Genomic DNA, 26,574 nt, shown 5'->3' with positions numbered 1-26,574 from the left:
GAGGTCCACCCATGCTCCCCCGCACCAGTCCCCCGGCGGAGACGTCGTCGATTGTCCTCGAACGTGCCACGTCCCTGGTCGATTACCTGCTGGCCGTGCGGGCGCAGATGGAACGGCCGGCGCGGACGGTGCCTCCGGCCGACGCGTTCTGGCAACACGATCTTCCCGAGCATGCGGACTGCCAGGTGGGCCTCTCATCCGGCAGCGGCAGCTGGCTGCGGGTGGGCCTACCGCCTGTGCCCAGGACACTCGAAGCGCCCGCCCAGTTCAGCAGATGCCTCGCGGCTCCGCTGTCGTACGAATCCGAGCCCCGCCTGTCGGGGGATGAGGAAACGGTACGGGCCCTCCGTGCCCCGTTCGAGGAATGGCGGGAGACGCACTGGCGCCCTTGGGCCGAGCAGGCGCGGCACACCGAGGCGGTCCGTCGGCTGCAGCGGAGCTTGTTCGACCTGAAGCACCGGGTCGACATGAATTCAGCCACCCATGAGCTGGTGTGGGGGCACGGAGTCCTACGGACCGATGTCGCTGGACACCGCGTGCAGTATCCGCTCGTCGTGACCCCGGTCGCCATCGAGTTCGACGCCGACCGCTCCCTGGTCACCGTGGTGCCACAGGGCGCCGGTCGGCTGCAGACAGATCCGCTGACCGGCCTGGATGAGCGGTACCTCAGCCAGCTGCTCGCCCTTGCCGGCCCCGGCGGGCAGCTCGACCTCGACCTCTGGGACGACTTCAGCCGCCAGGAGTTCTTCGAACGAGCCCTACGCCGCCTCGGTCTCGATCCGGTTGTCCGGGCCGTCGGTGCGCCCACCCCGACCGGCCCGCACGTCCATGACACCGGGGTGCTCTTCGTCCGTCCGCGGCAGCGGATGCTGCGCCGATTTCTTGAGGAACTGCGCGTCAGGCTGCTCGACGGCGACACCGGGAGCGTCGGAGCTCTGGCCGCCATCCTCGTCCACGAGCCAAGCCGTCTGGAGATGCCACACGACCAGCCGGAACGGTGGACGCCGCTGGGCGAGCGGCTGCTCATGCCACTGCCCACCAACGAAGCACAGGAGTCGATCGCTCGCCGTCTCGCCCAGCATCGAAACGTCGCCGTCCAAGGGCCGCCGGGTACGGGCAAGACCCACACCATCCGGAACCTGATCTGCCATCTGATGGCCAACGGCAAGCGGGTGCTCGTGGTCGCACAGAAGGAGGATCCCCTGCGGGTCCTGCGGGACGGCCTGCCGCAGGAGGTCCAGTCCCTGTGTCTGGCGGTACTCGGCCGCTCCACCGACCAGCTCATTCAACTTCAGCTCGCCGCCCGGGAGCTGTCGGACCGCGGCGCCACCCTCGACCGGCGCAGCGAGCAGCAGCGGGTGGACCGGCTCCGCCGCCGACTCGAAGAGGAGGAGCGGGACCTCGGCCAGGCGCTCGGCGCGCTGCGCACAGTGGCGGAGAGCGAATCCGCTCAGTACGAGATCGACGGCATACGGCTGTCGCCGGGTGATGTCGGCGGCTGGTTGCGTGAGCACGCGGAACGCTACGGCGACATTCCCGACGAGGTACCTGTCGACCTCGATGCACCCTTCGCGGTCGAGGAGTTCGCCGAGTTGCTCGACATCGCCCGCCGTACCAACCGTCAGGACCGTGCGCAGGCGCTGCGATACCTGCCGACAGCGGCTGCGCTGCCGACCGCCACAGCCATCCTCGCCGCCCGGCGGGACCTCGCCGCGGCTCGGGCGGAGCTGGACAAGCTCATTGCTGCCGGCGTCGTTGTCGATCAGATACCCGCGTTCGGCTGGTCCGCGCTCAACCAGCTCACCGGCCAGCTGCGGGAAGCGGCGGCGGTGCGGGCCCTCCGGGAAGGCGCCTGGACAGACCGGCTCGCCGGGCTGTTGCAGGCCGACCCGAACTGGCGGGCCATGTGGGATGACCACGTCCTGGCCTGCCAACGGGCGCTCGCTGACCTCGCTTCCACCGCGCGGATGGTCGCCGCGCACCGACTGGTCGTCCCCGAGCAACAGCTGAGTGAACCGCGCCGGCTGCTGGCCCAGCTCGGCGAGTTGCGGCAGCGCTTCGCTGGCGGCAGGGGCGTCAGCCGACTTTTTCAGGGCAATCTGACGAAGATCGCCGCCGAGTGTCAGATTGACGGCGAACCGCTGCGTACCGCCGAGGATGTTGATCTGGTCGCAGCGTACGTCAACCGGCTCCGGCTGCGGCAGGAACTGACAGCCCGGTGGACCGAGTGGCGTAGGCTGCTCGGCCTGCCACAGGTGGCTGGGGAACAGCCCGAGCTGTGGGCCGGTGGTCTGCTCGGTGAGGCCGCCACCGCCCTCGACTGGGACCGCCACCGTTGGCCAGCGCTGCACGCAACCGTTCGCCGACTGCTGCCTCGGGTCGAGTACGCAGTCGACGTTCGCAGGCTCACCGAGCTCAGCAACCTGATCAGCCGATGTGCGGCCGTCTTCACCTATGACCGTCTCGTCGCCGAGGAACGCGAACTCGGTGTGCTGCTGCAGGCAGGCATGTCCGCCGTTGGCGCCAGCGACCTGTGGCGTCTGCTTGACCAGATTCGCCAGCAAAACGACCTCGCCGGTTGGGACGGCACCCTCGACGAGGTGCGTCGGCTGGCCGCCATGCGCCCAGACGCGGAGCGGTTCGCCGCACTCGCCGAGCGGCTTCGTTCGGTCGCCCCGGCCTGGACCGCCGAGATCGACGCCGGCACTGCTGCCGCCCTCGCAGGCACCGGCGGTGACTGTCTGCACCGGTGGCAGTGGCGTCGCGCCCAGACCTGGTTCGACACCGTGGTGGGCAGCGTCGACCCGGTCGGACTCGGGCGGCGGGTGGAGCAGATCCGGGACCGGATCCGGCGCCTCACCCAGGAACTCGTCGTCGTGTCCTCCTGGCTCGAGGTCTCCAAGGCCCTTGATGACCGTCGGCGAGCCGCGCTCGCCGACTGGACAACCGCACTGCGCAAGATCGGAAAGGGCACGGGGAAGAACGCCGCCCAGTGGCAGTCTCATGCGCAGCGGGCGATGAGCGCCGCCGTCGACGCCGTACCGGTCTGGGTCATGTCCGTGGACCGGGCGATCGAACAGTTCGCCGGTGGCGCACACTTCGACGTCGTGATCGTCGATGAGGCATCGCAGGCCGACATGTTCGCCCTGCCCGTGCTGAGCCTTGCCGAACGAGCGGTCGTCGTCGGTGACGATCAGCAGATCGGGCCGCAGCTGTCCTTCGTCGGCACGGTCACCGGACTGATCAACTCACACCTGGGCGACGTGCCCTCCGCCGAGCACTTCGATCCGGAAAGCAGTCTCTACGACCACGCCGTTCGGCGTTCTCCGGAACGAATCCTGCTCACCGAGCACTTCCGCTCCGTGCCGGCGATCATCGGCTTCTCCAGCGAGACCTACTACGGCTGGGAGATCGAGCCGCTACGTACCGATCGACCCGCCGGTATCGGTGATCCGGTCATCGCTGTGCACGTGCCCGAAGGCGTCCGGCAGCAGCTCGACGGCTACGGCGACGTCAACGCCCCCGAGGCGGAGGCTCTCGTGTCGCGGGTGGCGGCGATCGTCGCCGACCCGGCCTACGAGGGACGCAGCATCGGCGTGGTCAGCCTGCTCAGCACAAGCGGGCAGGCGCTCTATCTGCTCACCCGGCTCCGGGAGGAGATCGGCGAAGAGGAGATGGAACGGCGACGGTTGCGTGTCGGTGACTCGTACACGTTCCAGGGCGACGAGCGGGACGTCGTCCTCGTCTCGATGGTGGTCGAGCCCCATCATGGTCCGGTCGCCGCCTTCACGAAACGTGACCACCACCGGCGGGTCAACGTCGCCGCCTCCCGTGCCCGCGACCAGCTGTGGGTGTTCCACTCGGTGCAACCCGCGGACCTGCGTGCGGATGACGCCCGCGGACTGCTGCTCACCTACTGCCAGAACGTCACGGTCACCGACGAGGCGTACGACGATCTGGAGAAGCGCTGTGAGAGTGACTTCGAACGCGCCGTCCTACGCCGCGTCCTGCAACGGGGTTACCGCCCGTTGCCGCAGTTCCGCATCGGTGGATACCGGATCGATTTCGTCCTGCCCGCGCCAAACGGACAGCGGCTGGCCGTTGAGTGTGACGGTGACTCCTACCACGGTCCGGATGTGTGGGAGAGCGACATGCGTCGCCAAACGGTGCTGGAGCGGGTCGGCAACTGTGTCTTCGTGCGGATCCGCGAGAGCGTGTTCAGCCGGGACCCGGAGGCGGCGCTGGAGCCGCTTTGGCAGCGGATGGATGAGCTGGGCATCACACCCACCAGGTCGACTGCCGGCGTTCCGTCGGATGATCCCGTTTCTCCAGCGCCGGTTGTTGCGGCACCAGCACCTCCGGCTTCGGCCCGAACGGTCCCGCCAGCTGAGAAGGATCCTGCGGTCCCGACGGCAAGCGACGGCCAAGTGGACTCCCCGGCGCCGGAGGAGCACGAAAGCCAACAGCCCGGCGCAACGCCCGGTACCGATGCGGTCGAGGAGATGCCGGCCGGTACGCCGTCGCGCCCGGCGGTGCTGAACGACGGATCCCCGCCCTCCGCTGCGCCGCGGATGGACACTAACAACGACCAGGACGCCGAGCCGGTGACCGAGCCTGCAGCGCTCCCCCGGGTCGTCATGCCGACCATCCCGTCGGTGCGCTCCACCTCGGTTCCACCAGCGGAACCAGACCCTCCAGTGCCTGCCGGGTACCGTGCCGTGGCGTGGCTGCGACCCTACGAGGCCCGAGCTGCCATCGACAGCTACCAGCGTCGCCGGGACACGCCCGTTCAGCACGGTGGCGGGATCCTCGGGTGGGCCCGGTTCCACCCGGCCACCTCACCGGAGGCTCGACACAACCGGGCGAACGTCAGGATCGACCGGGTTGGAGCCGGAGGTCCAGACGAGGTCTGCTGGGTACGCCAGAACGAGGCGAAGGCGGTCGTCGACGCCGCCAGCACCAGGCGGAGTGCCTCCTGGGAGGACGAGCGGGCCGGCGTCACGGGCGTGGTGGAGTACTTTTCTCCGGCCAGTCCGGCCGCTGTGCGGCATCGAAGTGTGACGCGGCTGCTGCGCGCGGCGGACAGCGATCCCACCCGTCCAGACGACGCCGATAAGGTGGACCCCGCGGAGCCGCTCGACCAGCAACGACTTGAGCGAGCATTCCATCAGGCGATGGTCCGCATCTACGAACGGGCGCGGGATGAGGCCAACTACCACCCGACCCTGCTGTTGAGGATGATCACCGAGAAGGGCGGACTCGCCACTGCTCGGCAGCTGCTGCGCAACTCAGCGGTGTCCGACGGTTTCACGGCGCTGTGGGAGCGGGGACGCGTGGATCTGACCGCGGAAGCTCTCGCGCTGCAACCGGAGTTCAAGCCCTTGTTCACCGAGGATGAGTTGGCAGTCGCGACCACTCGGGTCGTAGAGGTTTCCTGACAGCTACAGCTGGTCCTGAGATACGGCGCCCGTCAGCATGAATCCCCACCGATGGGCGCCGCGTCCAGTGAACGCCGGCCCAGCGTTCACGCATCAAGCCTTGCCCGTCCGGCTCCGGCGTCACGTTGTCCGGCGGAGCAGCCGGGTGGGGCTCCTGTAGCGTTCAGCGGTCTCGCCGTCCGGCGGGAAATGCTGCACCAGACCCGTGGGCGCGTCGTCGGGGCCGAGTACAGCCACCGACCGCTCTTCCGAGGCCGCCTGGATGATGCTGAACGCCTCGTGTTCACGGATCCAGCAGACGCTCTTCTCCCCCTGCGACCTGGTCCTCGCCAGCATCACGTTGGCACGGAACTTGGACGCGTCGACGGAATTCTCGTCGACGTAGCGGGCCCATCCCGAAATCCTGTCATCTTCCTGCACCGGCACGTCAGAGTGCAGTTGGTAGGCCAGTACGGCGGCCTCCGCCTCGTGCGGCCGGATCCACCCGACGCTGCGGTACCCCGTCGGCACGGGCACCCAGCCCTTGTCGGACGTGACCTGCTCCTCGTCCTGTTCCGTCGAGGCGCTGTCAAGCATTCCCTCGCTGACATCATCGGCATCGACGGTGTCGTACTCATCGGAGCTGCGGTCCGGATCGGGTTCGTCCGAGGTCTCCCGGAGATCCGGCGCCTCACCAGCCATGATCGATCCTGCCAGCTGGCCTGGCGCCTGGGCCGTCCGCTGGCTCGGTGGCCGGGTCCAGACCTGTTCCAGCAGGCCAGCGATGTCGTCATCACCGCGCTGCCGGTAGGTCGACAGGATCTGGCGAGGCTTGACGTCAGCAGGTAGATCCACCGCCAGTGCCAGCGCCAGTTGGGCGTCTTCCGGGTTCCCGACGCCTTCGGCGCAGCCGGTGAGCGCCGCGGCCTGTTCCAAGGGATGGTCTTCAGGATTGATCGGGTGCTGGACCGAGACATCAAAGCGACCGTACGGACCGAACTCGAGAAAGACGTTCTGCCCCTCCCGTACGCCAAGTCGATCGAGGAATCTCTTGATCGTGCCGCTCGAGGGCTGAAGCCCCGTCCATCGGACGGTCTGCGTGCCGAGATCAGACTCCAGTTCCACGACATCGCCCGGTGCGCAGGCGACGAGGTTCGCCACCCCCGACGGCACCGGAAAGCCACTACCGCGCAGGTGGTCACGGGTCACGGTGATCCGGAACTTCCAACAGTCGTTGTCGAATCTGAAGAGCCGGCGGGTGGCGGCTGGTGCCTTGCGCGGTGCCGCTGGTGACTCCCGCCGTCGCACCGTACCCTGCACGATCTCGTAGTCGCCGTTCCCCGCATAGGCCTGCACACTGCTCGGTGAAACGTCGAACCGGCTGGTGATGGAATCGATCAGCCGCCCGATCTCAATCTCACCCCCGGCGGCCGCGAGTTCCAGACCGATCTGCTGCCGGATCGACGTGTACTCCTCCAGCTGCCAGCTCGCGAGCCCCCAGCTCGCCCGGTCGGTCCGCACGAAGCGCTCGTCGTCGGCCAGCTGGTTGGCAAGGCTCCGGATGCTGTTGTCCCGGCCCATCTGCGTTTGCAGTTCGTCGATATGCAGCGGTTCGCCCGTGGCGGCCAGCAGCCCAGCCGCATGGTCACTGAGTGAGCGGGTACGGGTGAGAATCTGGCCGTTGTGCAGTGCGTAGCCGCACCAGTTGAGCCAGGCGACCAGTTCCGCGTTCGGCATCGAGGTGGCGGCCGCGACCGCGGCGAGGTCGACCACGCCGTGTTCGGTCGCGAAATCCTCAAGCAGGATGCGGGTCTGTTCCCGCGCGGCGGTCACGTCGGGAGCGGCCGCCCATCCGTCCGTAACCTCGAAGTAGTCGTCCAAGCGGTCCAGCACGAGCCAGAGAGGGGCATTCGCCCCTGGCACGTCGCGAGCGAGGTCAGGATGCAGGGTCGTCAGCCGGTCCAGGGCGGCGATCGGTTGGATCTCGGTGCGCAGGCTGGCGAGGAGATTGCCGATGCTGGTGCCGAAGTGGAATCGGCCGGCCAGCAGGCTCTTGAGCCTGTTTTCGATCTGCCGGACCCGTTCGCGGGTCACGCTGAAGTCGCTCGCCAGTTCAGCAAGTTTCCTCGGTGGCCTACCGAGGAAACGTTCGCGCAGGATCCGCAGCTGGCGCTCATCGAGTTCAGACATGAGCGCGGTGAACTCGAGGACCGGATCTGAACCGCCGTTGGCAGAGTTGATGTCGGCCGAGGTCAATGAGTTGAGCCGGAGGGCCACTTCCTGGATCTCCTCGGGCGCACCCTCCTCAATCACCACCTTGACCAGCGGCTCATCCTCCTGCCGTCTGATCCGGCGCCACGACGCCAGTTGGGCGAGATCCTCAATCAGCTGACGGTGTGCGGGAGACAGCTGTGCTTCCAACGTCCGGTGAGGCTGCTCGGAGTGATCTCCGAGGTCGTCCGCCTCACCCAGCTCGCCGGGGCGGACGATCGCCGCCGAGATGAGGGCGGCTACGGCATCCTCAACGGTGCCCTGCCCGGTTCCACGAATGTCATAGAGGTCCCGAACGGTCACCGGCTCCAAGTCGGTAACGGTCTGTACCTGCAGGCGCTGAAACGCCGTCGCGACCCTGGAACTGGCGGTGAGAGTCGACACGGGCAGCCGGCGGGGAACCGTCGGAAAGCTCGCGCCGAAAGCGGCAGCTGGATGACGGACGACAAAGAGCCGGGCGAGGTGACGACACAGGGTGTCGTGCTCGGCGGTCATCGTCGTCACCGCCGGTGATTCGGTGATCCACCAGTCGGGCGATGGGGTGAGGTCTGTGAGTTCGCGGGCTGTCGCCGGCGTGTACGGGGCCAGCCAGGGCAGGAGCCGGGCCCAGGGCGCGTCGTGATACGCGTCGGGTGGCAAGTCCCCGATCGCCGTGCTGGTCACAGTTGTCCTCTCAGTGCTGTCGCCTGCTGTCGGGTATCGCTCAGGAGTTGGCGTGGAACCCGAGCCTTCTGGCCTCCTCCATGGCGCGGAGCGCCTGGGTTGCCTGCTTCTCCGTGATCGGCCAGCTGTTGTTGACGTACCGGCCCACCGTGTCGGCCAGCTGACGTTGCCACGGCTGCAGGTTGCGGGTCTCCTTCGCCCACCGGGCCATGGCGAACCATTCAGGAGCGGGCACGGCCATCACCGAGGCGATGTCGCCGGCGGCGGAATCCTCCGATACGGTCGGGGCGCTGTCCTCCAAGGGATGGTCAGCCAGCTCGGCGGCGAGATCGTCCGGCACCGTCCACGGGATGCCCAGGATGGCTTCCCAGCAGTCGGGGCGCTTCGCCCACTCGCCGATGTTGGTGCCGCCGCGGAGCGGGTTGACGATGACCTCCCGTACCGGGACGCACAGCTCCTCCAACGCTGCGGTGAGGGCCGGGGTGAGCCGCTGCTCGCGCCAGATCTGGTCGAGGTCGATCCGCCGGTTCGTCGCTTCGGCGATTCTCGCGATCGAGTACGAAACAATATTGATCTTGTATCCGCCGAAGTCGCGCGCCGCGACCACCTTGTCCGTGGCCTTGAACAGGATCGCCTTGGCGATGAGCCGCTGGCCGAAGCTGACGTTCACCTCCGGTACGTCGTCACCCATCCGCATCATCAGCTCCCGGAAGTTCTTCTCAGCTCCCCGGCTGACCAGGTACGGGAGTCCGGCCCAGGAGTGGATGTACTTCGCGGCGTCGGCCTTGGTGAACTTCTGCGCCAACGGGTGCAGGCTCTTGAACCTGCGCTGGTTGGCCGGCGTTCGCTCGCGCGCAAGCGCGTCGGTGTACTGACCCCGGGCCCGCTCGTAGAACCAGCGAGTCTCCTGCCCGCTGCCGTCAGCCGCGGGCGCCCAGAGCGAGCGGGTGACCTTTTCGATGCCCACGTGGAACGGGTGGTTCGAGCTGAAGTCGACGACCGTGACCTTGTTCTGGGTGTTCGAGTACTTGGAGATCTCAGGAACGATTTCCTGCAGCCGGTCCTCTGAGACCCGGGTCAGCTTCATCTGGACGTAGGCCCGGCTGAGATCGGCCTTGTCCCTCGTGTGGGCGTAGTGGATGGACGCCGTGGTCTGACCGCCGTTGACTATCTGGAGATCATGAACACGGCTGATCGCCTGCCCGCCACCGGGGAGTTGGGTGAACTCCACAGTTGAGGCGGTCGCGGTAATTCCGTTGTTGTAGGCCAGGAAACGATCAGGGTTGTGCAGCAGGGTGTCCCGGATGCCGCGGTTGACGCCGCCCTTCGTCTGCAGAAACGACCGGACGTTGAGCTCCAGCAGCCGCGTGCCGTGCTTTCCGTACAGATCGGCGAGCTCCTGTCCCGGAATGATCGCCAGAAAGACCGAGTAGTTGCGGTCCGTCTCGGGCGTGGCGAGACACGGCAGTGGCGGATCGAAGTCCACCACGATCGGTTCGCTCAACGTCCCGGAAGAGGCCAGCCTGTGCAGCCGGTTGAGGTCCCACACCTCGTGCGTGACCGTCAGACCGTCGAGTTCACCCGGCGGAAGGGCCGAGACGGCACTCACCACGTCGGTGAGGAGGAAGAGACGGATGCGGGGAGCATCCGGCAGGGCCTTCTCCACTGCGATGCACATGTCATGCACGTCGGAGGATTCGTCTATGTCACGGGCAAGGCCGTCACGGCATCTGCGGACGAAGGTCGTCAGACGCTTGAACAGCGTCTCGACATGGGCTCGCGGCAGCCGGTCCTCGTCGGGCTTGAGGCTGAAGTGGGTGATGAAGAGGTCCAAGGTCCCCAGGGACTCGTTGTTGCCGTAGCCGTTGACCTCCAGCCCATGTGCCCGGTGGTATGCGGTGAAGGTGTTCTCGATCTCGCCAGCCTGCTCCAGCTCATCGAGCACGCGACGGGTGAAGGTGTCAGGAGCGGTGGCGTTCTCGGCTTCGGCCGTTGCAAGAACATCCGCGACAAGGTCCTGGGCATACTCCGGCAAAGTGTTCTGACTCATGCCTTCCCCTTTACGACGTTGGCCACCCACGCGGAAGACACACCGTACTGGTCCAGTCCGGCGGTGCTGATCCGGTAGCAGCAGTTCCCGACGCCGGGCCGCAGATCCGCCTCCACGATTCGCGGGAAGTCGCCGGTGACGTGCCAGAAATCCGTCCGACGGACGGTGTAGCGGACATCGTCGTACAGCTGTCGATGTTCCGACAGATAGCCGGCGCGAACGAGCAGATCGCGGAATTCCGCCCGCGCCGCGACCGTCACCAACGCGTCCTGTACGGAGTCGACGACCTCGTTGAGGGACTCGCCAGAACCACCCCGCCGCTCATCCACGGACAGGTGCGCCAGCAGCAGACGATCCGTACCGACGCCGTCGAGTTGGCGCTCACTGGCGATGACGATGCTTCCCGGGTTCCTGCCAACTCCGGTTTTCACCTCGATGGCGCAGCCCTTCAGCTCAAAGTCCTGGTTCGCACCGGTGGGTCCCCGCCAGGCAGCGGCAGCTGCCTGCGGTGGCAGGACCGGAAGCAGGTGATCCCGCAGAATCAGAAGTTCCCCGAGCAGGCCCCGCCTGGCGTCCAGGCCGAGGCCGGCGTCCCGCAGCGACCGAAGAAGCTGCCGCCACTGTTCGAAGCGCTCAATCGCAGCGTTGAGCGCCTGAACCGATCCGTGCACCGCTTGAGCGGCCGAAGCGACATCGGCGATCAGCGGATTGAAGACCTCCCGCCGATCGTCGGCAGTGAGCACCACCCGTAGCTCGCCATGTCCGTCGGAACCCGCCGTGATCTGCAGCGCCAGACCTCGGGTGCTGGCAAGCGACGGCTGCTGTTCCGCCACTTCCTCGGCCGCTGCGGCTGGCACCCGTAACACCAGCATGCGTCGCCCGCTCGGCTGCTGAACCGCCAGGAAGATGTCATGCTCCGAGCGCGGAAACAGGCGACGAGTGACAATGCCGTACGGATGCTCCTCCTCCTCGAGTGACGCCCAGTCCTCCTCGCCCACCTTCACTCGTCCGCGTCCTCGTCGTCGTAGTCGTCGATCTCCTGTTGCTTCCAGATCTCGTTGACGAAGTACTCAGTCTCCGTTGGGTGCTCAGAGAATGGAAAACTGATGGCGAATCCGACAACCGGCAGCAGGTCCTTGTCGGGCGTCTGCAACGGATGCTCGATCGGGTAGATGATCAGCAGCGGCTCCTGGACGGGACGGAATCGCCGAAGCGACTGCCCGGTCGGGACGTCGGGGTCCTTGTACTCCTTGCCCCTGCGTTCCGCCCACGCGCGTCGTGTGATTCGTGTGGCTTCCAGAGCGCGATCCCAGCTCTCCCGCGCCAGATCATCGCCCTCATCAGCAGGGTTCAGCACACGCTTGATAATGAAGCGGTCACCATCGATAGGACGTTCCACACCGTCCACCCTCGGCGGCCGCCGTTTGACCAGACCTACCTTGCAACCACCAATCTCAACTTCTCGGCCGGGGGCACCAACGAGGCGCACTGTCCAGCGGGACAACTCACCAGATGCAACACATCGGCGGATGTACTCAGCAATGAAGGCCGGCCGGACCCGGTAGGAGCCGCGGTCGGCGACATAACCGTCGAGAAAGTCCTCTGTGATCGTGCTTGCTGCCACATTCCGCCAGACGCGGCTCTTGACCCTGACCTCGGGCTCGCCGTCCGCGCGCAGGAGTTTGACGAGACGGTCCAGGTTATCGAAATTGCGTCGGAGCGCCTCCGGCTTGAGGCTGAATATCGTGGTCTCCGGCAACTCGCCCGAGTAACTCAGGCGAACCCTCAGGCTGCGACGCATCTTGTTGGCGGCCGTGACGGCGAGGCCAGCGGGCGAGGCGCGGACCTTGAGACCGAAGCTCTCCGGCGTTTGACCGAGCGCCGACATCTCCTCGAACTCTCGCCGGAGTTCGTTGTCCGCGGCGGTGATCTCCGCGTACGCCTCCCGGAGATCGGGAGTGGTGTACAACCGGCAAAGGTCCTCGTAGCCCGGGCGATAACCGAACCAGCGACCCATCTGCAGCAGGGTGTCGTAGGTGTTCGACGCACGGAGGTAGTAGCTGACGCTGAGGCCTTCCAGTGTCAGGCCCCGGGACAGCTTGTTCCCGCCGACCGCGATGACCGATACACCGGTGCGCCGGTGCTCGTAGTACTCCAGGGCATCCCGCGAGCTGCCGTTGATCGCCCGGACCTCGATCTTGAGAAGCGCGGACCGCAGTTCCTCCTGAACAGCGCGCCATGACAGCGGAGTGGCCTCATCCGGTGGAAACTTCGCGCTGGTCGGCGTGAAGTCACGGTCCCACAAACCATGAAGCTGGGCCAGGACCTCTGCCGCCTCACCGCCCATGCTGTCCCGGAGTCGGTCGCGCATCAGGCCGAGGTATTCATCGATCTGGTCCCGCACCAGGTTCTGCACGTTCATGAATCTGGTGACGTGGACGAGCATGGAATTGTGCTCGCGAGCTTGTCCCCTTGCTCGCCGTGCCGCGCAGGTGAGAACGAAGGAGTCCAGCGCCTCACGGATGGACACGGGAAGGTCATCGGGCGGCGCCCATTCCTTCTTGTGACGTGACGGCATCCACATTTCGTGATCGTGGATGGCACGGAAAATCGGCAGGGCCTCCACATCATCCTCATCAGGGTCGTCCGAGCGCAGGCCGAACATGCGCTCAGGCCCGAGGTAGTTGGACGGGGCGGGCAGACTTTCGATGAAGCTGTCGGGGAACAGGTCGAGGCCGAAGGTGTCGTGGTCGGCGTCCGGCCTGATGTAGATGTTGGCAAACGGGGTGGCGGTGTATCCCACGTAGGCAGCCTTGTCGAAGCTGTTCAGCAGGTGCCGGATGGCAGCGTTGATCCTGGTGGGATCTGTGTCGTCGTCCTTGGTCGTGTCGATCGATGCATTGTCTGCCTCATCGTCGATGACCAGCAGAGGAACGTCCCGGACAACCTTCGTCCGGCCCTCACCGGCGGACTCACCTTCGACCTCGACGACCCACTTCCGGACGTACTCGAGGATGCTCTGATGCTTTTTGACCACCAGCACGACCGGATAATCACCGATCGGAAGGCTGAGGTTAGCGGCCACATTGCGCCGGAAATCCCCGTTCTCGGCGCTGTTGGTCAACGAGGCGATCCTGAGGCGCCTCGCCCCCGGCATCACGCCCACACCAATGCGCGCGGTGTTCTTCTCCTCGTCGTAGCGCTGCTGGTACTGGGTGTCGAAGCCCAGCAGCCCTTCGTCCACCCGCAGCTGGGTCTGACTACGCAGGCTGTTGTGAATGCCGGCCAGGATCACGATGAGTTTGTAGCCCGCATCGGCCGCCTTGCACGCCAGGCCAATGTAGTTTCCGGTCTTGCCCGACTGGACCTGACCGACCACCAGTCCCGTCCGACGCCATGAGCCCGGCCGACGTGGATCCTCGAGCTGCCGCAGGATCTTGTCCGTGCTCTGCTCCAGCCGCCGTACGACGCGCGGCGGCATCAGCCGGACGTCCTCCAGATATCGACGGTAGCGATCCCAGAATTCCCAGCTGCGATCCAGCTGCGCCTCGGTCAACCACTCGATGTGATTCTGGTCGTCCGTCAGCCCGACCGAGTCGTCCTGCCAGACGGCCACCCGCGCCTGGATCTCCTTGAGCAACAGCTCCCGATCGAGCATCTGATCTCGGGCCTGCTGCATGCCGAAGACCAGGTTCACTGCATCGTCCAACTCGGCTGGAGTCGCCTGGCGGTCCTGCGGGAGGAATGCGAGCACGAGCCGGATGGCCTGCTGGATCGCATCGTCATCGGGGGTCAGCGCCGTCATGTGGCTCTCCGTCTGATCTGAGGGTGGTCGGCGGTGGAGATGGAGAGGTCAGTGCTGCTGCCAGAAACCGTCGAACTGGTCGAAGGGCGGCATCAGCGCGAGGCGCTCCTTGGCTTCTCTGGGAGTCCGGCCCTGGGCGACGAAGGCGGCGTAGATCCGGTTCGCCACATCCCCCACTTCCCTGGGCGCCGCTCCGAGGAACGGCTCGGGGTCGTCGGTGACGTCACCGTCGTGCATGATCCGGAGGGCCGCGACCGGCACGGTTTCCTCCAGGAGCCGGATCAGAGCCTTTGCGTCGATCGAGGCGTCCGGACCGCCTCGCAGCACTTCCCGTACCAGCGGGTGGTCGCGGTTGACGCGGCACCGGATGTTGCCGTTCCGTTTGTCCACCCGCCATGCGTAAATGAACTCCGCGCCGTGCTCCCGGGCGGCGATTCGTCCCCGGTGGCTCAGCACCTCTGCGGCTCGGCTGCGGGTGGCTGTGCCGATGCGCTGCAGGTGCCGGCGGGCGCCGACGGGCGGCACGGCTGTCGACTTCCGAACGTCGATAGCCCATTCGGCGTCCGCTTCGGCTGGCACGTCGACGACGATGCGTGCGAGGTTGTACCGCTCATCCCGTCGGAAGCCGCGTATGCCCAACCAGTCGCCGGCCAGGATGAGACGATCCCGCCGGTACACGTAGAAGCCCTGCTGGTCCAGCCAGCCTTTCGGGCCGGCCGCCCGTTGCTGCTGCTCAGTGCTGAGCTTCTTGGGATGCGGCAGGATGAAGGGTTCGATCCGGATCACGTGGTTACCGACGGGCAGTTCCTCAGCCGGTAGTCGCTGGACCGACGGATGGCTACTCAGGAAGGGGTCCCAGGGCTGGACCGGCGTGCCGTTGACGGTGATGGCAATCCGGTTACGGCCGGCGATGAACCGCGCGAACACCATGCCCAGATGCTCTTCAACCCGGGTGGCCTCGGCGTAGAACTGTTTCTGCGCCCGGGTGTCCTCCGCGCTCAGTCCGTCCACGGCGAACCGATGCAGATCACGCCAGATGACCGTCGTACCAACTTGGCCGTCGGGTCGGAGCTGCTTCAGAATCGCGCCGGTCGTCTCGTCGGTGCCGTGCAGCAACCGCCACTCGCTCGTCTCGGATACCACGGAGAGGTCCCAGGTTCGAACCGCCTCTTCGGAGGTGACATCCGCTCTCGTAGCTACCGTGAGGCGAGCCGCCTGTGAGAACGAGGCACTCTTCAAACCCATACCGAAGCGTCCGAGGTCCTTCGACGCTCGTGCCTGGTAGGAGCCGCGGGCCGCCACGGTCATCGCGGTGACAAGTTCTTCAGCCGTCATCCCTCGACCGTCGTCCACCACAGCCACCCAGGATGCCGATCCGGCCCAGGTGAAGTAGACGTCAATGTGGCGGGCGCCAGCGGAGACACTGTTGTCGACGAGATCCGCCACAGCGGCCTCGACGCTGTACCCGAACGACCTTAGTGACGTGATCGTGCCTGCGGGGTCCGGGTTGGCGATGTCGTAGCTCAAATCAGGTCGGCTCCAGTCGCTGCACGAACCGTAGGGCCGCACAGATCGTTCGTTGCTGTCCGATCCAGCGGGGCATAACCGGATCTCGGCGAACCTCGAACTGTGGAGCGGGCGTCACGGATTATAGGTGGGTGATGCTGCTCTCAGTGAGCGATCCAAGATCGATTGCAGTGCTTTCGGGCGTTTCGCCCCCTCTCCTGAGCGAACTTCAGCCCGTACAGACAATGGTTGCCTCAGGCCAATGGTGGTCTGACCTTGGTACCACCAGCCGGTAGGGTGTGTCGCTACCGGCTGTCGCTGGCTCGGACATGATGGCGGTAATCTGCCTGATCGTGACCTCTGAAGACCAGCCCACCGCCCCTGCCCGACGCCGTGGGTATGGAGTCAAGCTGGTCCGGGGCCCCTTCGTCCGGCTCGCACCACATCCTGAGGCGTGCTCGGAGCCGGCGGAACTCATCACCCTCGCGTCGAAGCTCCGTGCCAGCGGTGCGCGTCTCGCTGCCGACCTGTTCAGCGGTGCCGGTGGCCTGAGCCTCGGCCTCGATGCGGCCGGCTACAAGGTCGTACTCGCCGTCGACCACGACGCGGAGGCGACAGAGACACACCGTCACCATCATCCGGGGCTCAGTGTGGACTGGGACCTCGGTGACCCGGAGCGGGTCCGACAGGTAGGTGAGCTTCTGCGGGCCGCCGGGGTCGAACTGCTGGCAGGCGGCCCGCCCTGCCAGCCGTTCTCCAAGGCGGGACGGTCGAAAATCCGACACCGCGTCCGAAACGGCCTGCGCGACCCGTACGACGAGCGCCGCGACCTCTGGCGGTCATTCCTGGAGATCGCCCGGACCGCACGTCCGCAGGCTGTGCTCATGGAGAACGTGCCTGACATGGCGCTCGACAAGGAGATGTTCATTCTCCGGACGATGGTCCACGAGCTCGAATCGATCGGGTATTCGGTCGAGGAACGGTCTGTGGAAACCTTCCGCTACGGCGTGCCGCAGTTCCGGCAGCGCCTCCTGCTCGTGGCGTTACGGGACGGGGTCCAGTTCACCTGGCCCCAGGAACAACCCGAGCGGGTGACGGTGTGGAATGCGATCGGCGACCTCCCACCGGTGGAGGGGGGCTGGCGGCCGGAGGGTGGTGCAGAGGGCTGGACCGACTATGAGACTCCCACCAGCGATTTCCAGCGCCGGATGCGGGCCGCGGTACCGGCCGGGGACAAGCACAAGGTCTTCGACCACATCACCAGGCCGGTACGGGAGGACGACGCTCGTGCCTTCGAAGCCATGGATCACAGCACCCGCTACAGCGATCTGCCGGATGAGATGAAGCGATACCGGGACGATATTTTCGACGACAAGTACAAGCGGCTCGACGAGAACAATCTGTCCCGGACGATCACCGCGCACATCGCGAAGGACGGGTACTGGTACATCCATCCACGACAGAACCGGACCATCACCGTCCGCGAGGCAGCACGCCTGCAGACCTTTCCCGACTGGTTCCGCTTCGCCGGGCCACCGTCAGCGGCATTCCGTCAGATCGGTAACGCCGTGCCGCCAAAGCTCGGCGAGCACCTCGCCCGGGCGGTCCGCGCGGCTCTGGAGGATCCCCGTCCTGTCACAGCCACCACCCAGGATGTCGCGGCGCTGCTCGCGGGATGGTTCGACAGCGCCGTGGTACGCGGCATTCCGTGGCTGCGTGCGGAGACGCGCTGGCAGGTGATCCAGGCTGAAATGCTGCTCGACCGGGCGCCTGCTGAGGTCGTGCGCTTCATCTGGCCGTTGCTGGCCCGTTGGCGACAGCCGCAGGACACGGTCCTCGCGGAGGGCGAACTTGTCGAGATCAGCAAGTGGGCGTCGCGGCCACAGCGCGCCGGGACGATTCTGGAGCTGGCGGGCCGGCTTGCGGAAAGTCCCGAGCTGTTGGACGACGATGACCAGCTACGCCGGGTGCCAGGGTTGACCGAGGCGGTGGCGGACCTTGCGGTCCTGGTCGTGCCGGCCCACGGCGATGAGGACTCCGAGGAGCCTGTTCTGGTGACCAAGGGCGTGCTGCGGGTGGCTGCGCGTTACAGCGGGGACCCGGTGAATCGGCGTAACCGACTCACCGACGGGCGACTTGAGATCGCGCGGATGATAGGCGCAGACGCTGACGCCCGGCGTGCGCACATCGGCCTGGTCGAGCTTGCGAACACGTTGTGCCGGCCGGTGGAGCCGGAATGTAACGCGTGCCCGCTTCAAAAGCTCTGCGCGGAGTCCCGCGCTGATCCACTTCGGCTCTTCTGACCGATTCGGTGGCGGCTCACCCTTCCAGACCCAGCGTCTTGGCGATATCGGGCGCTTCTGCCCGCAGTCTGGCAGCGATCCGCTGCCACGCGTCCCACTCGCCAGCCTGCATGGCAGCCGAGCGAAGGGCCAGCCCCGCGGTCGCCACAGCCTGGGTTGTGGCACGGACGTCGGCCGGAACGTTCAACGTTGCCGGGACCGGTCCTGGCTTGGTTCGTGCAGTCCGGCGGTACGCGTCATTGGCGTAGATGCAGAGTTCGTTGACCGGCGCCTCGAGCATCTGACGTAGTTGTGCAGGCAGCGACACCCTCATCTTGGCGACATTGATGTTGAATGCCGAGTCAAGGTCGGTGCTGAAGTCGATGGCGGCACGCGCCAGCTTCGTGTGCTCGTCGATTCCCCGGATGCCGCTCCACCCGCCCCACTGCACCAGCCTGTTCGCCCGGTAGACGTAGAGGCCCTGCTGCCTGTTCCAGTTCAGCGGACCGGAGAGCCGCTCGAACTCGGCGGCACTGGAGAAGCGGTCGCGGGAGGGAAGGATAAAGCGCCGGAGCTGCACGTGGCCCGACGCCTCACCGACAGTGATCTCGAACTGCTGCGCCGGCAGCTCCGACAGCGCGGGCTCCTCGGGCGCAAACGGGTTCCAGGCCCGGACCTTCTGCCCGTTGACCGTTATGATCAGATGAGGTCTATCTTGGATACCCTCGATGAAGCGATGGAACACGATGCCGAGGTGCTCTGCGGTCTTGGCGGCAAGGCCCTCGAACCGACGCCGAGCCCACCCCCCTCAGGGTGCTTCTCTGGCAGCACCCGATCGAGATGGCGCCAGAGAACAACCGTCCCGGTTCCCTCAGCCAACCACTGCTTGGCTCGGACGATGTCCGGATCCGCTCCGGGATCCACCACGACCCACTGATCCCACTCCTCCACCACGTCAAGGTCTAGGACCCGAGCGGACGTACGGACAACCGCTGGATTGCTTCGGGAGATCACCGCCACTGACCGGCACTGGGACAGTGAGGCCGTCTTCAGCCCCAGTCCGTAGCGACCGAGATCGCCCGGCTTGTAGGAGCGGCGTGTCCCCAGCCGAAACCCTTCCAGCAGGGCACTTGGGGACATCCCGTGGCCGTCGTCGGCGATGTAGACCCGGGATCTGGAGCCCGCGAACTCGATCATCACCTCCACTCGGGTCGCGCCAGCCGCCACGCTGTTGTCGACGATGTCGGCCACGGCAGCGGCGAAGTCGTAACCGATGTCGCGAAGCGAGCCGGTCAGGCGCGCAGCCGACGGCGCGACATCGAACCATGCCTTACCAGACATCCCAGTCACCCCACAGCATCGTCGAAGAGGACCAGGATCTCACAATGGACGTGGTGATGTTGAACCGGAGACCGGTCCGTCGCGCAGGTGTCGCCACAGTTGCTCGATCTCGTCCGCCGCGCTCCCCGGATCCTCATGCTCCCAGAAATGTCGAACGCGCCACCCGAGCCCTGACAGGGCATTGTCCTTCTCCCGGTCCCGCTCCACGTTCCGGTTCAGCTTCGCCTCCCACCATTCGCGGTTGTTCTTCGGCATCACGCCGTGCTCCAGACACCGATGCCAGAAACAACCGTCGACGAAGATCGCCAGACGAATCCGCGTGAAGGCGATGTCCGGCCTCCCCGGCAGGCCCGGATGATTCACCCGGTATCGCAGACCGCGCCGATGAAGCTCCTTGCGGATGAGCAGCTCGGGCTTGGTGGACGCTCGCCTCATCCGCTTCATCTGGGAGGAGACGGCTTCGTTGAGCGGAGCAGGCCGACGGTGGATGGCGGCGCCGGCGGGCACGCTCCTCGTCATCGTCGAACGGCGCTCGTCACGCGGGCCGCCAATGTCCCAACGGTCATCGGTCTTCCGCCTCCGCGATCATCCGTTTCGACCGACCCGGTCCTGTGTGGCTTGATGAGGTCACGTCCACGGTCGAATGACGGTCAAATGATCTAGAGCCGGCTTCCTGATCTTCAGGAAGCCGGCTCTGACCTGCTGTTTCTTGTCGGGACGACAGGATTTGAACCTGCGACCCCTTGACCCCCAGTCAAGTGCGCTACCAAGCTGCGCCACGTCCCGATGCCACCGCACGGTCCCCCGCGTGGCAGCCGGTACAGCGTAGCGCAGCCGTCCCGGTCGGCGCATGCGGCCCCCGCCGCGCCGTTTCGACCCGTCCATGCCGTCCAGCACCGACCTGAGCGGCCCGCCGGCCGGCACCGACACCCGCATGTCCGTCCACCCCGACCAGCGCACATCCGCTAAGGCATCCTAGGAGGGTGGGAACCTTGGTGGGGTGGAGTGACGGCGCGGACAGGCCGCCACCCCCACGAAAGGCAGGGAGCAGGCTGATTGTCAGCCGTGCGCCTTGCCCCGACCTCCCGGACCGGTCTTCTTGCGCGGCCGTACCGAAACCTCGATCGGGCTGCCCTCGAAGCCGAACTCCTCGCGCAGCTTGCGCTCGACGAACCGCTGGTAGCCGGCGTCCAGCGGACCCGTGGTGAACAGGACGAACCGCGGCGGCGCCACGCCGGCCTGGGTGGCGAACAGCACCCGGGGGCGCGGCCCCCGCGTACCGGATGCGGGGTGGCCTGGACCAGCGCGGTGAGCCACTGGTTGAGGTGGCCGGTCGGGATGCGGGTCTCCCAGCTGCGCAGCGCGGTGTGCAGCGCCGGGGCCAGCTTGTCCACGGCCCGGCCGGTACGCGCCGACAGGTTCAGTCGGATCGCCCAGGGCACGCGGCGCAGCTCGCGGTCGATCTCGCGGTCCAGGTAGTACCGCCGCTCGGCGTCGACCAGGTCCCACTTGTTGAACGCGATGATCATCGCGCGGCCGGCCTCGGCCACCATGGTGATGATCCGCTGATCCTGCTCGCTGATCGGCTCGCTGGCGTCCAGCAGCACCACGGCCACCTCGGCGGCCTCGATCGCGCCGGCCGTGCGCAGGCTGGCGTAGTACTCCGTACCGCTGGCCTTGCCGACCCGTTTGCGCAGCCCGGCCGTGTCGACCAGTTGCCAGCTGTCCCCGCCGATCTCGACGAGGCTGTCCACCGGGTCGACAGTGGTGCCGGCCACCGAGTCGACCACCGCCCGTTCCTCCCGGGCGAGCCGGTTGAGCAGGCTGGACTTGCCGACGTTGGGCCGCCCGACGAGGGCGACCCGGCGGGGGCCGCGCTCGCCGGGCTCGGTCACCGGCGGCGGATCGGGCAGCGCGTCGAGGATCAGGTCGAGCAGGTCGCCGGAGCCGCGGCCGTGCAGCGCCGAGACCGGGTACGGCTCGCCCAGCCCGAGCGACCACAGCGAGGTGGCCTCGATCTCCAGGGCGGCGTTGTCGACCTTGTTGGCGACCAGCAGCACCGGTTTGGCGCTGCGCCGCAGCATCCGCACGGCGGCCTCGTCCACGTCGGTGGCCCCCACGGTGGCGTCCACCACGAAGACCACCACGTCGGCGGTGGAGACCGCGATCTCGGCCTGGGCGGCGATGGCGGCGGCCCGGTCCCGCGCGTCGGGTTCCCAGCCGCCGGTGTCGACCACGATGAACTGCCGGCCGGCCCACTGCGCGTCGTACGGCACCCGGTCGCGGGTGACGCCGGGGGTGTCCTCGACCACCGCCTGCCGGCGGCCGATGATCCGGTTGACCAGCGTGGACTTGCCCACGTTCGGTCGCCCGACCACGGCCACCACCGGCAGCGGGCCGGTGTGCTCCGGCTCGACCTCGGGCTCGCTCAGCTCGACCCAGCCGTCGGCGGCGGTCACGGTGCCACCGGGCCGTCGAGCAGTTCCCGCAGCCGGTGCACGACCTCGTCGATGCCCAGTTCGGTGGTGTCCAGCACGATCGCGTCCGGTGCCTGCTGCAACGGCGAGGTGGTCCGGGTGGAGTCCAGCCGGTCCCGCCGGGCCAGGTCGGCGGCGGTGGCGACCACGTCGGCGGCGTACTCGGCGCTGCGCCGCTGGGCGCGGGCCTCGGCCGAGGCGGTCAGGTACACCTTGAGGTCCGCGTCGGGGGCGACCACCGCGCCGATGTCCCGGCCCTCGACGACGATCCGCTCGGCCGCCGCGATCACCTCACGCTGCCGGTTCACCATCAGCCGGCGGACCTCCGGTACGGCGGACACGGCCGAGACCGCCGCGGTCACCTCCGGTCCGCGGATCTCCTGATCCACCGGTACGTCGTCGGCGGCGAAGTGCGGCGCCGCCGGATCCACCCCGATGGTCAGCTCGACCTCCTCGGCGGCCTTGGCCACCGCGCCGGCGTCCTGCGGGTCGATCCCGCAGCGCAGCACCGCCCAGGTCACCGCCCGGTACATGGCGCCGGTGTCCAGGTAGCTGGCGTCCAGCGCGGTGGCCAGCCGCCGGGAAACGGTGGATTTTCCCGAGCCGGACGGGCCGTCGACCGCCACCACCAGCCGCCCGGTCCGTGCCTTCTCCGCCACCGTGTCCTCCTGAGTCTGCGCCGGCCACGGCCGGCACCCGTCGTTGGGCAGCCGGGCACGGCGACGCGCCCGGTGCGGTCAATTCTGCCCGGTCCGCCCAACCGGGCCGACGCGAGGCCCCGTCCTCAGTCCTCGGCTGCCTTGAACAGCGCGGCGATCTCCGCGTTGCTCAGCCGCCGGGTCCGTCCGGGACGGAGATCACCGAGCCGGACCGGCCCGATCGCGGTACGCACGAGCCGGTTCACCGGGTGGCCGATCTCCTCCATCAGCCGCCGCACGATGTGCTTGCGGCCCTCGTGCAGGCTCAGTTCCACAAGCGCGGTCCGGCCGACCGCGTCGACCAGCCGGAACGAGTCGACCTTGACCGGGCCGTCGGAGAGTTCCACGCCGGCCCGCAGGCGCCGCCCGGCCGAGCGCGCCAGCGGCCCGGCCACCTCGCACAGGTACGTCTTGGACACCCCGTACGAGGGGTGCATGAGCCGGTGCGCGAGGGTGCCGTCGTTGGTGAGCAGCAGCAGTCCCTCGCTGTCCGCGTCGAGCCGCCCCACGTGGTACACCCGGTCGTCCACCCGGTCGAGGTAGTCGGCCAGCGCCGCGCGGCCCTTCTCGTCGGCCATCGTCGAGACGACCCCGCGGGGCTTGTTGAACGCCAGGTACACCAGCCGGGTGTCGGTGATCACCCGCTCGCCGTTGACCATGATCTCGGCGGTGGCCGGGTCGACCTTGTCGCCCAGCCGGGCCACCCGGCCGTCGACGGTGACCCGCCGCCGGAAGATCAGGTCCTCGCAGGCGCGTCGGGAGCCGACGCCGGCTGCGGCAAGCACCTTTTGCAGGCGCTCGACGCCGGGGGTGTCATCGAGGGACATCGTCGATCTCTTCCACATCGTCGGGCAGGAACGGCGCCAGCGGGGGCAGCTGGTCGGCCGAGTCCAGGCCAAGCTTCTCCAGAAACATCGTCGTGGTCCGGTACAGGAACGCCCCGCTGTCCGGTTCCACGCCGCACTCCTCGACCAACCCCCGGGACACCAGCGTACGGATGGTGCCGTCGACGTTCACGCCGCGGATCGCCGAGATCCGCGAGCGGGTCACCGGCTGCTTGTAGGCAACCACGGCCAGGGTTTCCAGCGCGGCCTGGGTGAGCCGGACGGACTGCCCGTCGAGGATGAACCGTTCGACGTACCGGGCGTATTCCGGCCGGGTGTACAGCCGCCATCCCCCGGCCGCGCGGCGCAGGTCGAAGCCGTGCCCGGCCGTGGTGTAGCCCGCCGAGATCGTACCCAGCATCGCCGCCACCCGCGCGGTCGGCTGGTCGAGTACCTGGGCCAGCACGGTGTCGGCGACCGGCTCGTCCACCACCAGCAGGATGGCCTCCAGCGCCGAGCGCAGCTCGGCGTCGTCCATCGCCGGCTCGTCCGCCACCGGCCCGGCGGGGTCCGGGGCCGGCTCGGCCGGGGCCGGGGCCAGCTCGGCCGGGGCCGGGGCCAGCTCGGCCGGGGCCGGGGCCAGCTCGGCCGGGGCCGGGGCCAGCTCGGCCGGGGCCGGGGCCAGCTCGGCCGGGTCCGGGGCCAGCTCGGCCGGGTCCGGAGCCGGCTCGGCCACCACCGGCGGACCGGGGTCGAGGGTCGGATCGGCGATGCCGGTCGCCGGCCCGGCGTCGACCGCCGGCGCGTCGGCCGGCTCCGCGGCGCCGGCCACGGGCTCCTCCGCGGCGTCCGGCGGCACGCCGGACGGGAGGGTCGGATCGTCGAGACCACCCAACGCCGGGGGCACGTCGGGCACGAGGGTCGGATCGCCGAGACCGACGAACGGTTCGCCGCCGTCGACGTCGGCCACCGGGTCGCCGGCGGAGGTGTCGGGAGCGTCGAGACCGACGAACGGGCCGCCGGCGGAGGTCTCGGGCTCGTCGGAGACGGTGTCCGGGTCGTCGGAGACGGTGTCCGGCTCGCCGGCGGAGTTGTCGGGTTCGCCGGCGGCCGTCGCCGGCTCGTCGGGGGCGCTCTCGGGCCGGGCCCAGGGCGGGATCCAGGCCGCCGCCTGTTCGGCCAGCGAGTCCGGCCGGTTCTCCTGGCTCACTCGGTCCCCTCTCCCCCGCCCGCCGGCGCGTCCCCGGCCGAACCGGCCGAATCGGCCGGACCGGACAGGCCGGCCGGACCGTCCGGGGACGTCACCTCCCGGGCACCGTCGGCTGCCGGCGGGGCGCCCGCGTACTCGTCGATGTCCAGCTCGACCCCGCCGTCGGCCGGGCCGGTCCACAACACGGTCAGCTCGCCCAGCGCCTGCTCCTGGGAGAAGCCGACCAGCCCCTCCCGGTACAGCTCCAGCAGCGCCAGGAACCGCGCCACCACCTCAAGCGTCGATTCGCAGTCGGCGCAGAGTACCTGGAAGCCGGCGCTGCCGAGGCCGCGCAGCCGGTCCCGCAGCAGCGCCGCGTGTTCCCGGACGCTGACCCGGACCAGGTGGACGTGGTCGATCGAGACGGTCGGCACCGGCTTGGGGGTCATCGCCCGGACGGCCAGCTTCAACAGCCGTTCCGGGCCGATCCCGAGAACCAGTTCGGGCAGCGCCTCGGCGTACCGGGGTTCGAGGGTGACCGCCCGCGGGTAGCGCCGGGCGCGTTCCAGGCCGGCCAGGTGCGCGGCCGCCTCCTTGAAAGCCTTGTACTGCAACAGCCGGGCGAACAGCAGGTCCCGCGCCTCCAGCAGGGCGAGGTCCTCCTCGTCCTCCACGTCGGCGGCCGGTAGCAGCCGGGCGGCCTTGAGGTCCAGCAGGGTCGCGGCCACCAGCAGGAACTCGCTGGCCTCGTCCAGGTCCCAGGCGTCGCCCATGGCCCGGATGTACGCGATGAACTCGTCGGTGACCCGGTGCAGGGCGACCTCGGTCACGTCCAGCTTGTGCTTGCCGATCAGCTGGAGCAGCAGGTCGAACGGGCCGGTGAAGTTTTCCAGCCGTACCGTGAAGCCCGCCTCGGCGGCCTGCTCACCGGGCGGGACCGCGGCTTCGGCGGACGTGGTCACCCGACGACCGTAGTCGACGGGCTCCAGGGCTCCGCGCACCGGCGGCTACCGCTCGGCCTGCGCGGCGATCACCTCGCGGGCCAGTTGCCGGTAGTTACGGGCGCCGGAGGAGGCCGGGTCGAGGGTGGTGATGGGCGCACCGGCGACCGTCGACTCGGGGAACTTGACCGTCTTGGTGATCACGGTCTGGTAGACCTTGTCGCCGAACGCCTCGACCACCCGTTGCAGCACCTGCCGGCAGTGCGTGGTCCGACTGTCGTACATGGTGGCCAGGATGCCCTCGAGTTCGAGGTCGAAGTTGAGCCGTTCCCGCACCTTGTCGATGGTGTCCAGCAGCAGCGCCACGCCGCGCAGGCTGAAGAACTCGCACTCCAGCGGGATCAGCACGCCGTGCGCGACGGTCAACGCGTTGATCGCGAGCAGACCCAGGGAGGGCTGGCAGTCGATGAGTACGTAGTCGTACTCCTTGCGGATCGACTTGAGCACCCGGGCGAGGGCCATCTCGCGGGCGACCTCGTTCACCAGCTGGATCTCGGCGGCCGACAGGTCGATGTTGGCCGGCAGCAGGTGCAGGCCGGCCACGTCGGTCTTGATCAGCACGTCCTCGGCGGTGACGTCGTCCTGCATCAGCAGGTTGTAGACCGACAGGTCGAGGTTGTGCGGGTTCACCCCGAGGCCGACCGAGAGCGCGCCCTGCGGGTCGAAGTCGACAAGCAGCACCTTGCGGCCGTACTCGGCCAGCGCGGCGCCGAGGTTGATGGTGGTGGTGGTCTTGCCGACGCCACCCTTCTGGTTGGCCATCGCGATGATCCGGGCCGGTCCGTGCCGGTCGGTGGGCATCGGCTCCGGGATCGGCTTGCGGACCGTGTAGGCGGCCGGGTCCGCGGGTCCCAACTCGGCGCCCAGGTCGAGTGCGGACTGCTGCTCCCGGAGTGTCGAGGTCCACGCCTCGGCACGATCATCGTTGCCAGCCATGTCCCCGCCCCCTCCCGACGCTTGCTCGGACGCCGGTTTCACCGGACGGCCCGTCCGGTGCCGCCACGGACCCCCCGGTCATCCGGCACAGGCCCGCGCAGATCCCGACTGTAC

General features: G+C 67.9%; 15 protein-coding genes, 1 tRNA gene and 1 pseudogene. 2 read left to right on the top strand and 15 right to left on the bottom strand.

The window, feature by feature from the left end; all coding sequences use genetic code 11:
- The first annotated feature begins 11 nt into the window (after positions 1 to 11).
- Positions 12 to 5,438, top strand: coding sequence for an AAA domain-containing protein (locus CIK06_RS12040; protein WP_095564898.1), 5,427 nt, complete (start codon positions 12 to 14; stop codon positions 5,436 to 5,438).
- 120 nt (positions 5,439 to 5,558) lie between these two features.
- Here the strand turns inward: CIK06_RS12040 and CIK06_RS12035 are convergent, their stop codons facing one another.
- From CIK06_RS12035 to CIK06_RS12015, 5 genes are read right to left on the bottom strand one after another with little or no spacing between them, the layout of a single operon-like run.
- Complete coding sequence (locus tag CIK06_RS12035) at positions 5,559 to 8,351, bottom strand: sigma factor-like helix-turn-helix DNA-binding protein (protein WP_095564897.1); 2,793 nt, start codon at positions 8,349 to 8,351, stop codon at positions 5,559 to 5,561.
- A 40-nt stretch (positions 8,352 to 8,391) separates the two neighbouring features.
- On the bottom strand, positions 8,392 to 10,401 hold the full coding sequence (locus CIK06_RS12030; protein ID WP_095564896.1) for an AIPR family protein: 2,010 nt from the start codon (positions 10,399 to 10,401) through the stop codon (positions 8,392 to 8,394).
- The gene (locus tag CIK06_RS12025) at positions 10,398 to 11,399 is read right to left on the bottom strand and encodes a PD-(D/E)XK motif protein (protein ID WP_198348208.1); all 1,002 of its coding nucleotides are present in this window, start codon (positions 11,397 to 11,399) and stop codon (positions 10,398 to 10,400) included. Before CIK06_RS12025 ends, CIK06_RS12030 begins: the two co-directional genes overlap by 4 nt.
- Positions 11,400 to 11,401: 2 nt before the next feature.
- Positions 11,402 to 14,206 (bottom strand): Z1 domain-containing protein, encoded by a 2,805-nt coding sequence (locus CIK06_RS12020; RefSeq protein ID WP_095564894.1) that lies wholly within the window; start codon positions 14,204 to 14,206, stop codon positions 11,402 to 11,404.
- A gap of 48 nt (positions 14,207 to 14,254) precedes the next feature.
- Entirely contained in the window at positions 14,255 to 15,733 is a 1,479-nt protein-coding gene (locus CIK06_RS12015) for an ATP-binding protein (RefSeq protein ID WP_095564893.1), read from the bottom strand.
- 332 nt (positions 15,734 to 16,065) lie between these two features.
- On the opposite strand from CIK06_RS12015, the gene dcm reads away from it, so the two are divergent.
- Complete coding sequence (gene dcm / locus CIK06_RS12010) at positions 16,066 to 18,015, top strand: DNA cytosine methyltransferase (RefSeq protein ID WP_232534172.1); 1,950 nt, start codon at positions 16,066 to 16,068, stop codon at positions 18,013 to 18,015.
- A gap of 16 nt (positions 18,016 to 18,031) precedes the next feature.
- Here dcm and CIK06_RS29955 read toward each other — a convergent pair whose 3' ends face one another.
- The 10 genes and pseudogenes from CIK06_RS29955 to CIK06_RS11965 form a co-directional block, all read right to left on the bottom strand.
- The gene (locus tag CIK06_RS29955) at positions 18,032 to 18,739 is read right to left on the bottom strand and encodes a hypothetical protein (protein WP_198348207.1); all 708 of its coding nucleotides are present in this window, start codon (positions 18,737 to 18,739) and stop codon (positions 18,032 to 18,034) included.
- Positions 18,694 to 19,335, bottom strand: a complete 642-nt coding sequence (locus CIK06_RS29950; RefSeq protein ID WP_198348206.1) for an ATP-binding protein — start codon at positions 19,333 to 19,335, stop codon at positions 18,694 to 18,696. The genes CIK06_RS29955 and CIK06_RS29950 overlap by 46 nt, the downstream gene beginning before the upstream one ends.
- Positions 19,336 to 19,374: 39 nt before the next feature.
- A complete protein-coding gene (locus CIK06_RS12000) occupies positions 19,375 to 19,854 on the bottom strand; it encodes a very short patch repair endonuclease (protein ID WP_232534171.1) in 480 nt (159 codons plus the stop codon).
- A 193-nt stretch (positions 19,855 to 20,047) separates the two neighbouring features.
- Positions 20,048 to 20,121: transfer RNA gene (locus tag CIK06_RS11995), tRNA-Pro, on the bottom strand.
- A gap of 273 nt (positions 20,122 to 20,394) precedes the next feature.
- Positions 20,395 to 21,794: pseudogene (gene der, locus CIK06_RS11990) on the bottom strand (ribosome biogenesis GTPase Der).
- Positions 21,791 to 22,471 carry a (d)CMP kinase gene (gene cmk, locus CIK06_RS11985; protein ID WP_095564892.1) on the bottom strand — a complete coding sequence of 227 codons (681 nt, stop codon included), beginning with the start codon at positions 22,469 to 22,471 and terminating at the stop codon, positions 21,791 to 21,793. The pseudogene der and the gene cmk overlap by 4 nt, the downstream one beginning before the upstream one ends.
- A 125-nt stretch (positions 22,472 to 22,596) precedes the next feature.
- On the bottom strand, positions 22,597 to 23,355 hold the full coding sequence (locus CIK06_RS11980; protein WP_095564891.1) for a pseudouridine synthase: 759 nt from the start codon (positions 23,353 to 23,355) through the stop codon (positions 22,597 to 22,599).
- Complete coding sequence (scpB, locus tag CIK06_RS30900) at positions 23,324 to 24,106, bottom strand: SMC-Scp complex subunit ScpB (protein ID WP_095567755.1); 783 nt, start codon at positions 24,104 to 24,106, stop codon at positions 23,324 to 23,326. Before scpB ends, CIK06_RS11980 begins: the two co-directional genes overlap by 32 nt.
- A 434-nt stretch (positions 24,107 to 24,540) precedes the next feature.
- Positions 24,541 to 25,485 (bottom strand): ScpA family protein, encoded by a 945-nt coding sequence (locus tag CIK06_RS11970; RefSeq protein ID WP_232534169.1) that lies wholly within the window; start codon positions 25,483 to 25,485, stop codon positions 24,541 to 24,543.
- Positions 25,486 to 25,530: 45 nt separating this feature from the next.
- A complete protein-coding gene (locus CIK06_RS11965) occupies positions 25,531 to 26,460 on the bottom strand; it encodes a ParA family protein (RefSeq protein ID WP_095564889.1) in 930 nt (309 codons plus the stop codon).
- Between the last annotated feature and the right edge of the window lie 114 nt (positions 26,461 to 26,574).

It is taken from the genome of Plantactinospora sp. KBS50, from assembly GCF_002285795.1.
GTDB lineage: Bacteria > Actinomycetota > Actinomycetes > Mycobacteriales > Micromonosporaceae > KBS50.
The sequence above is the reverse complement of the archived record's forward strand: the minus strand, read 5'-3'. Positions and strand labels throughout refer to the sequence as shown.

Bases quoted from the DNA above. Each gene is read 5' to 3' on its own strand.
- CIK06_RS12000 (WP_232534171.1), bottom strand. From the start codon at position 19,854: ATGACGAGGAGCGTGCCCGCCGGCGCCGCCATCCACCGTCGGCCTGCT.
- CIK06_RS12020 (WP_095564894.1), bottom strand. From the start codon at position 14,206: ATGACGGCGCTGACCCCCGATGACGATGCGATCCAGCAGGCCATCCGG.
- CIK06_RS11965 (WP_095564889.1), bottom strand. From the start codon at position 26,460: ATGGCTGGCAACGATGATCGTGCCGAGGCGTGGACCTCGACACTCCGG.
- CIK06_RS12040 (WP_095564898.1), top strand. From the start codon at position 12: ATGCTCCCCCGCACCAGTCCCCCGGCGGAGACGTCGTCGATTGTCCTC.
- CIK06_RS12030 (WP_095564896.1), bottom strand. From the start codon at position 10,401: ATGAGTCAGAACACTTTGCCGGAGTATGCCCAGGACCTTGTCGCGGAT.
- CIK06_RS29950 (WP_198348206.1), bottom strand. From the start codon at position 19,335: ATGTCTGGTAAGGCATGGTTCGATGTCGCGCCGTCGGCTGCGCGCCTG.
- CIK06_RS11980 (WP_095564891.1), bottom strand. From the start codon at position 23,355: ATGTGGAAGAGATCGACGATGTCCCTCGATGACACCCCCGGCGTCGAG.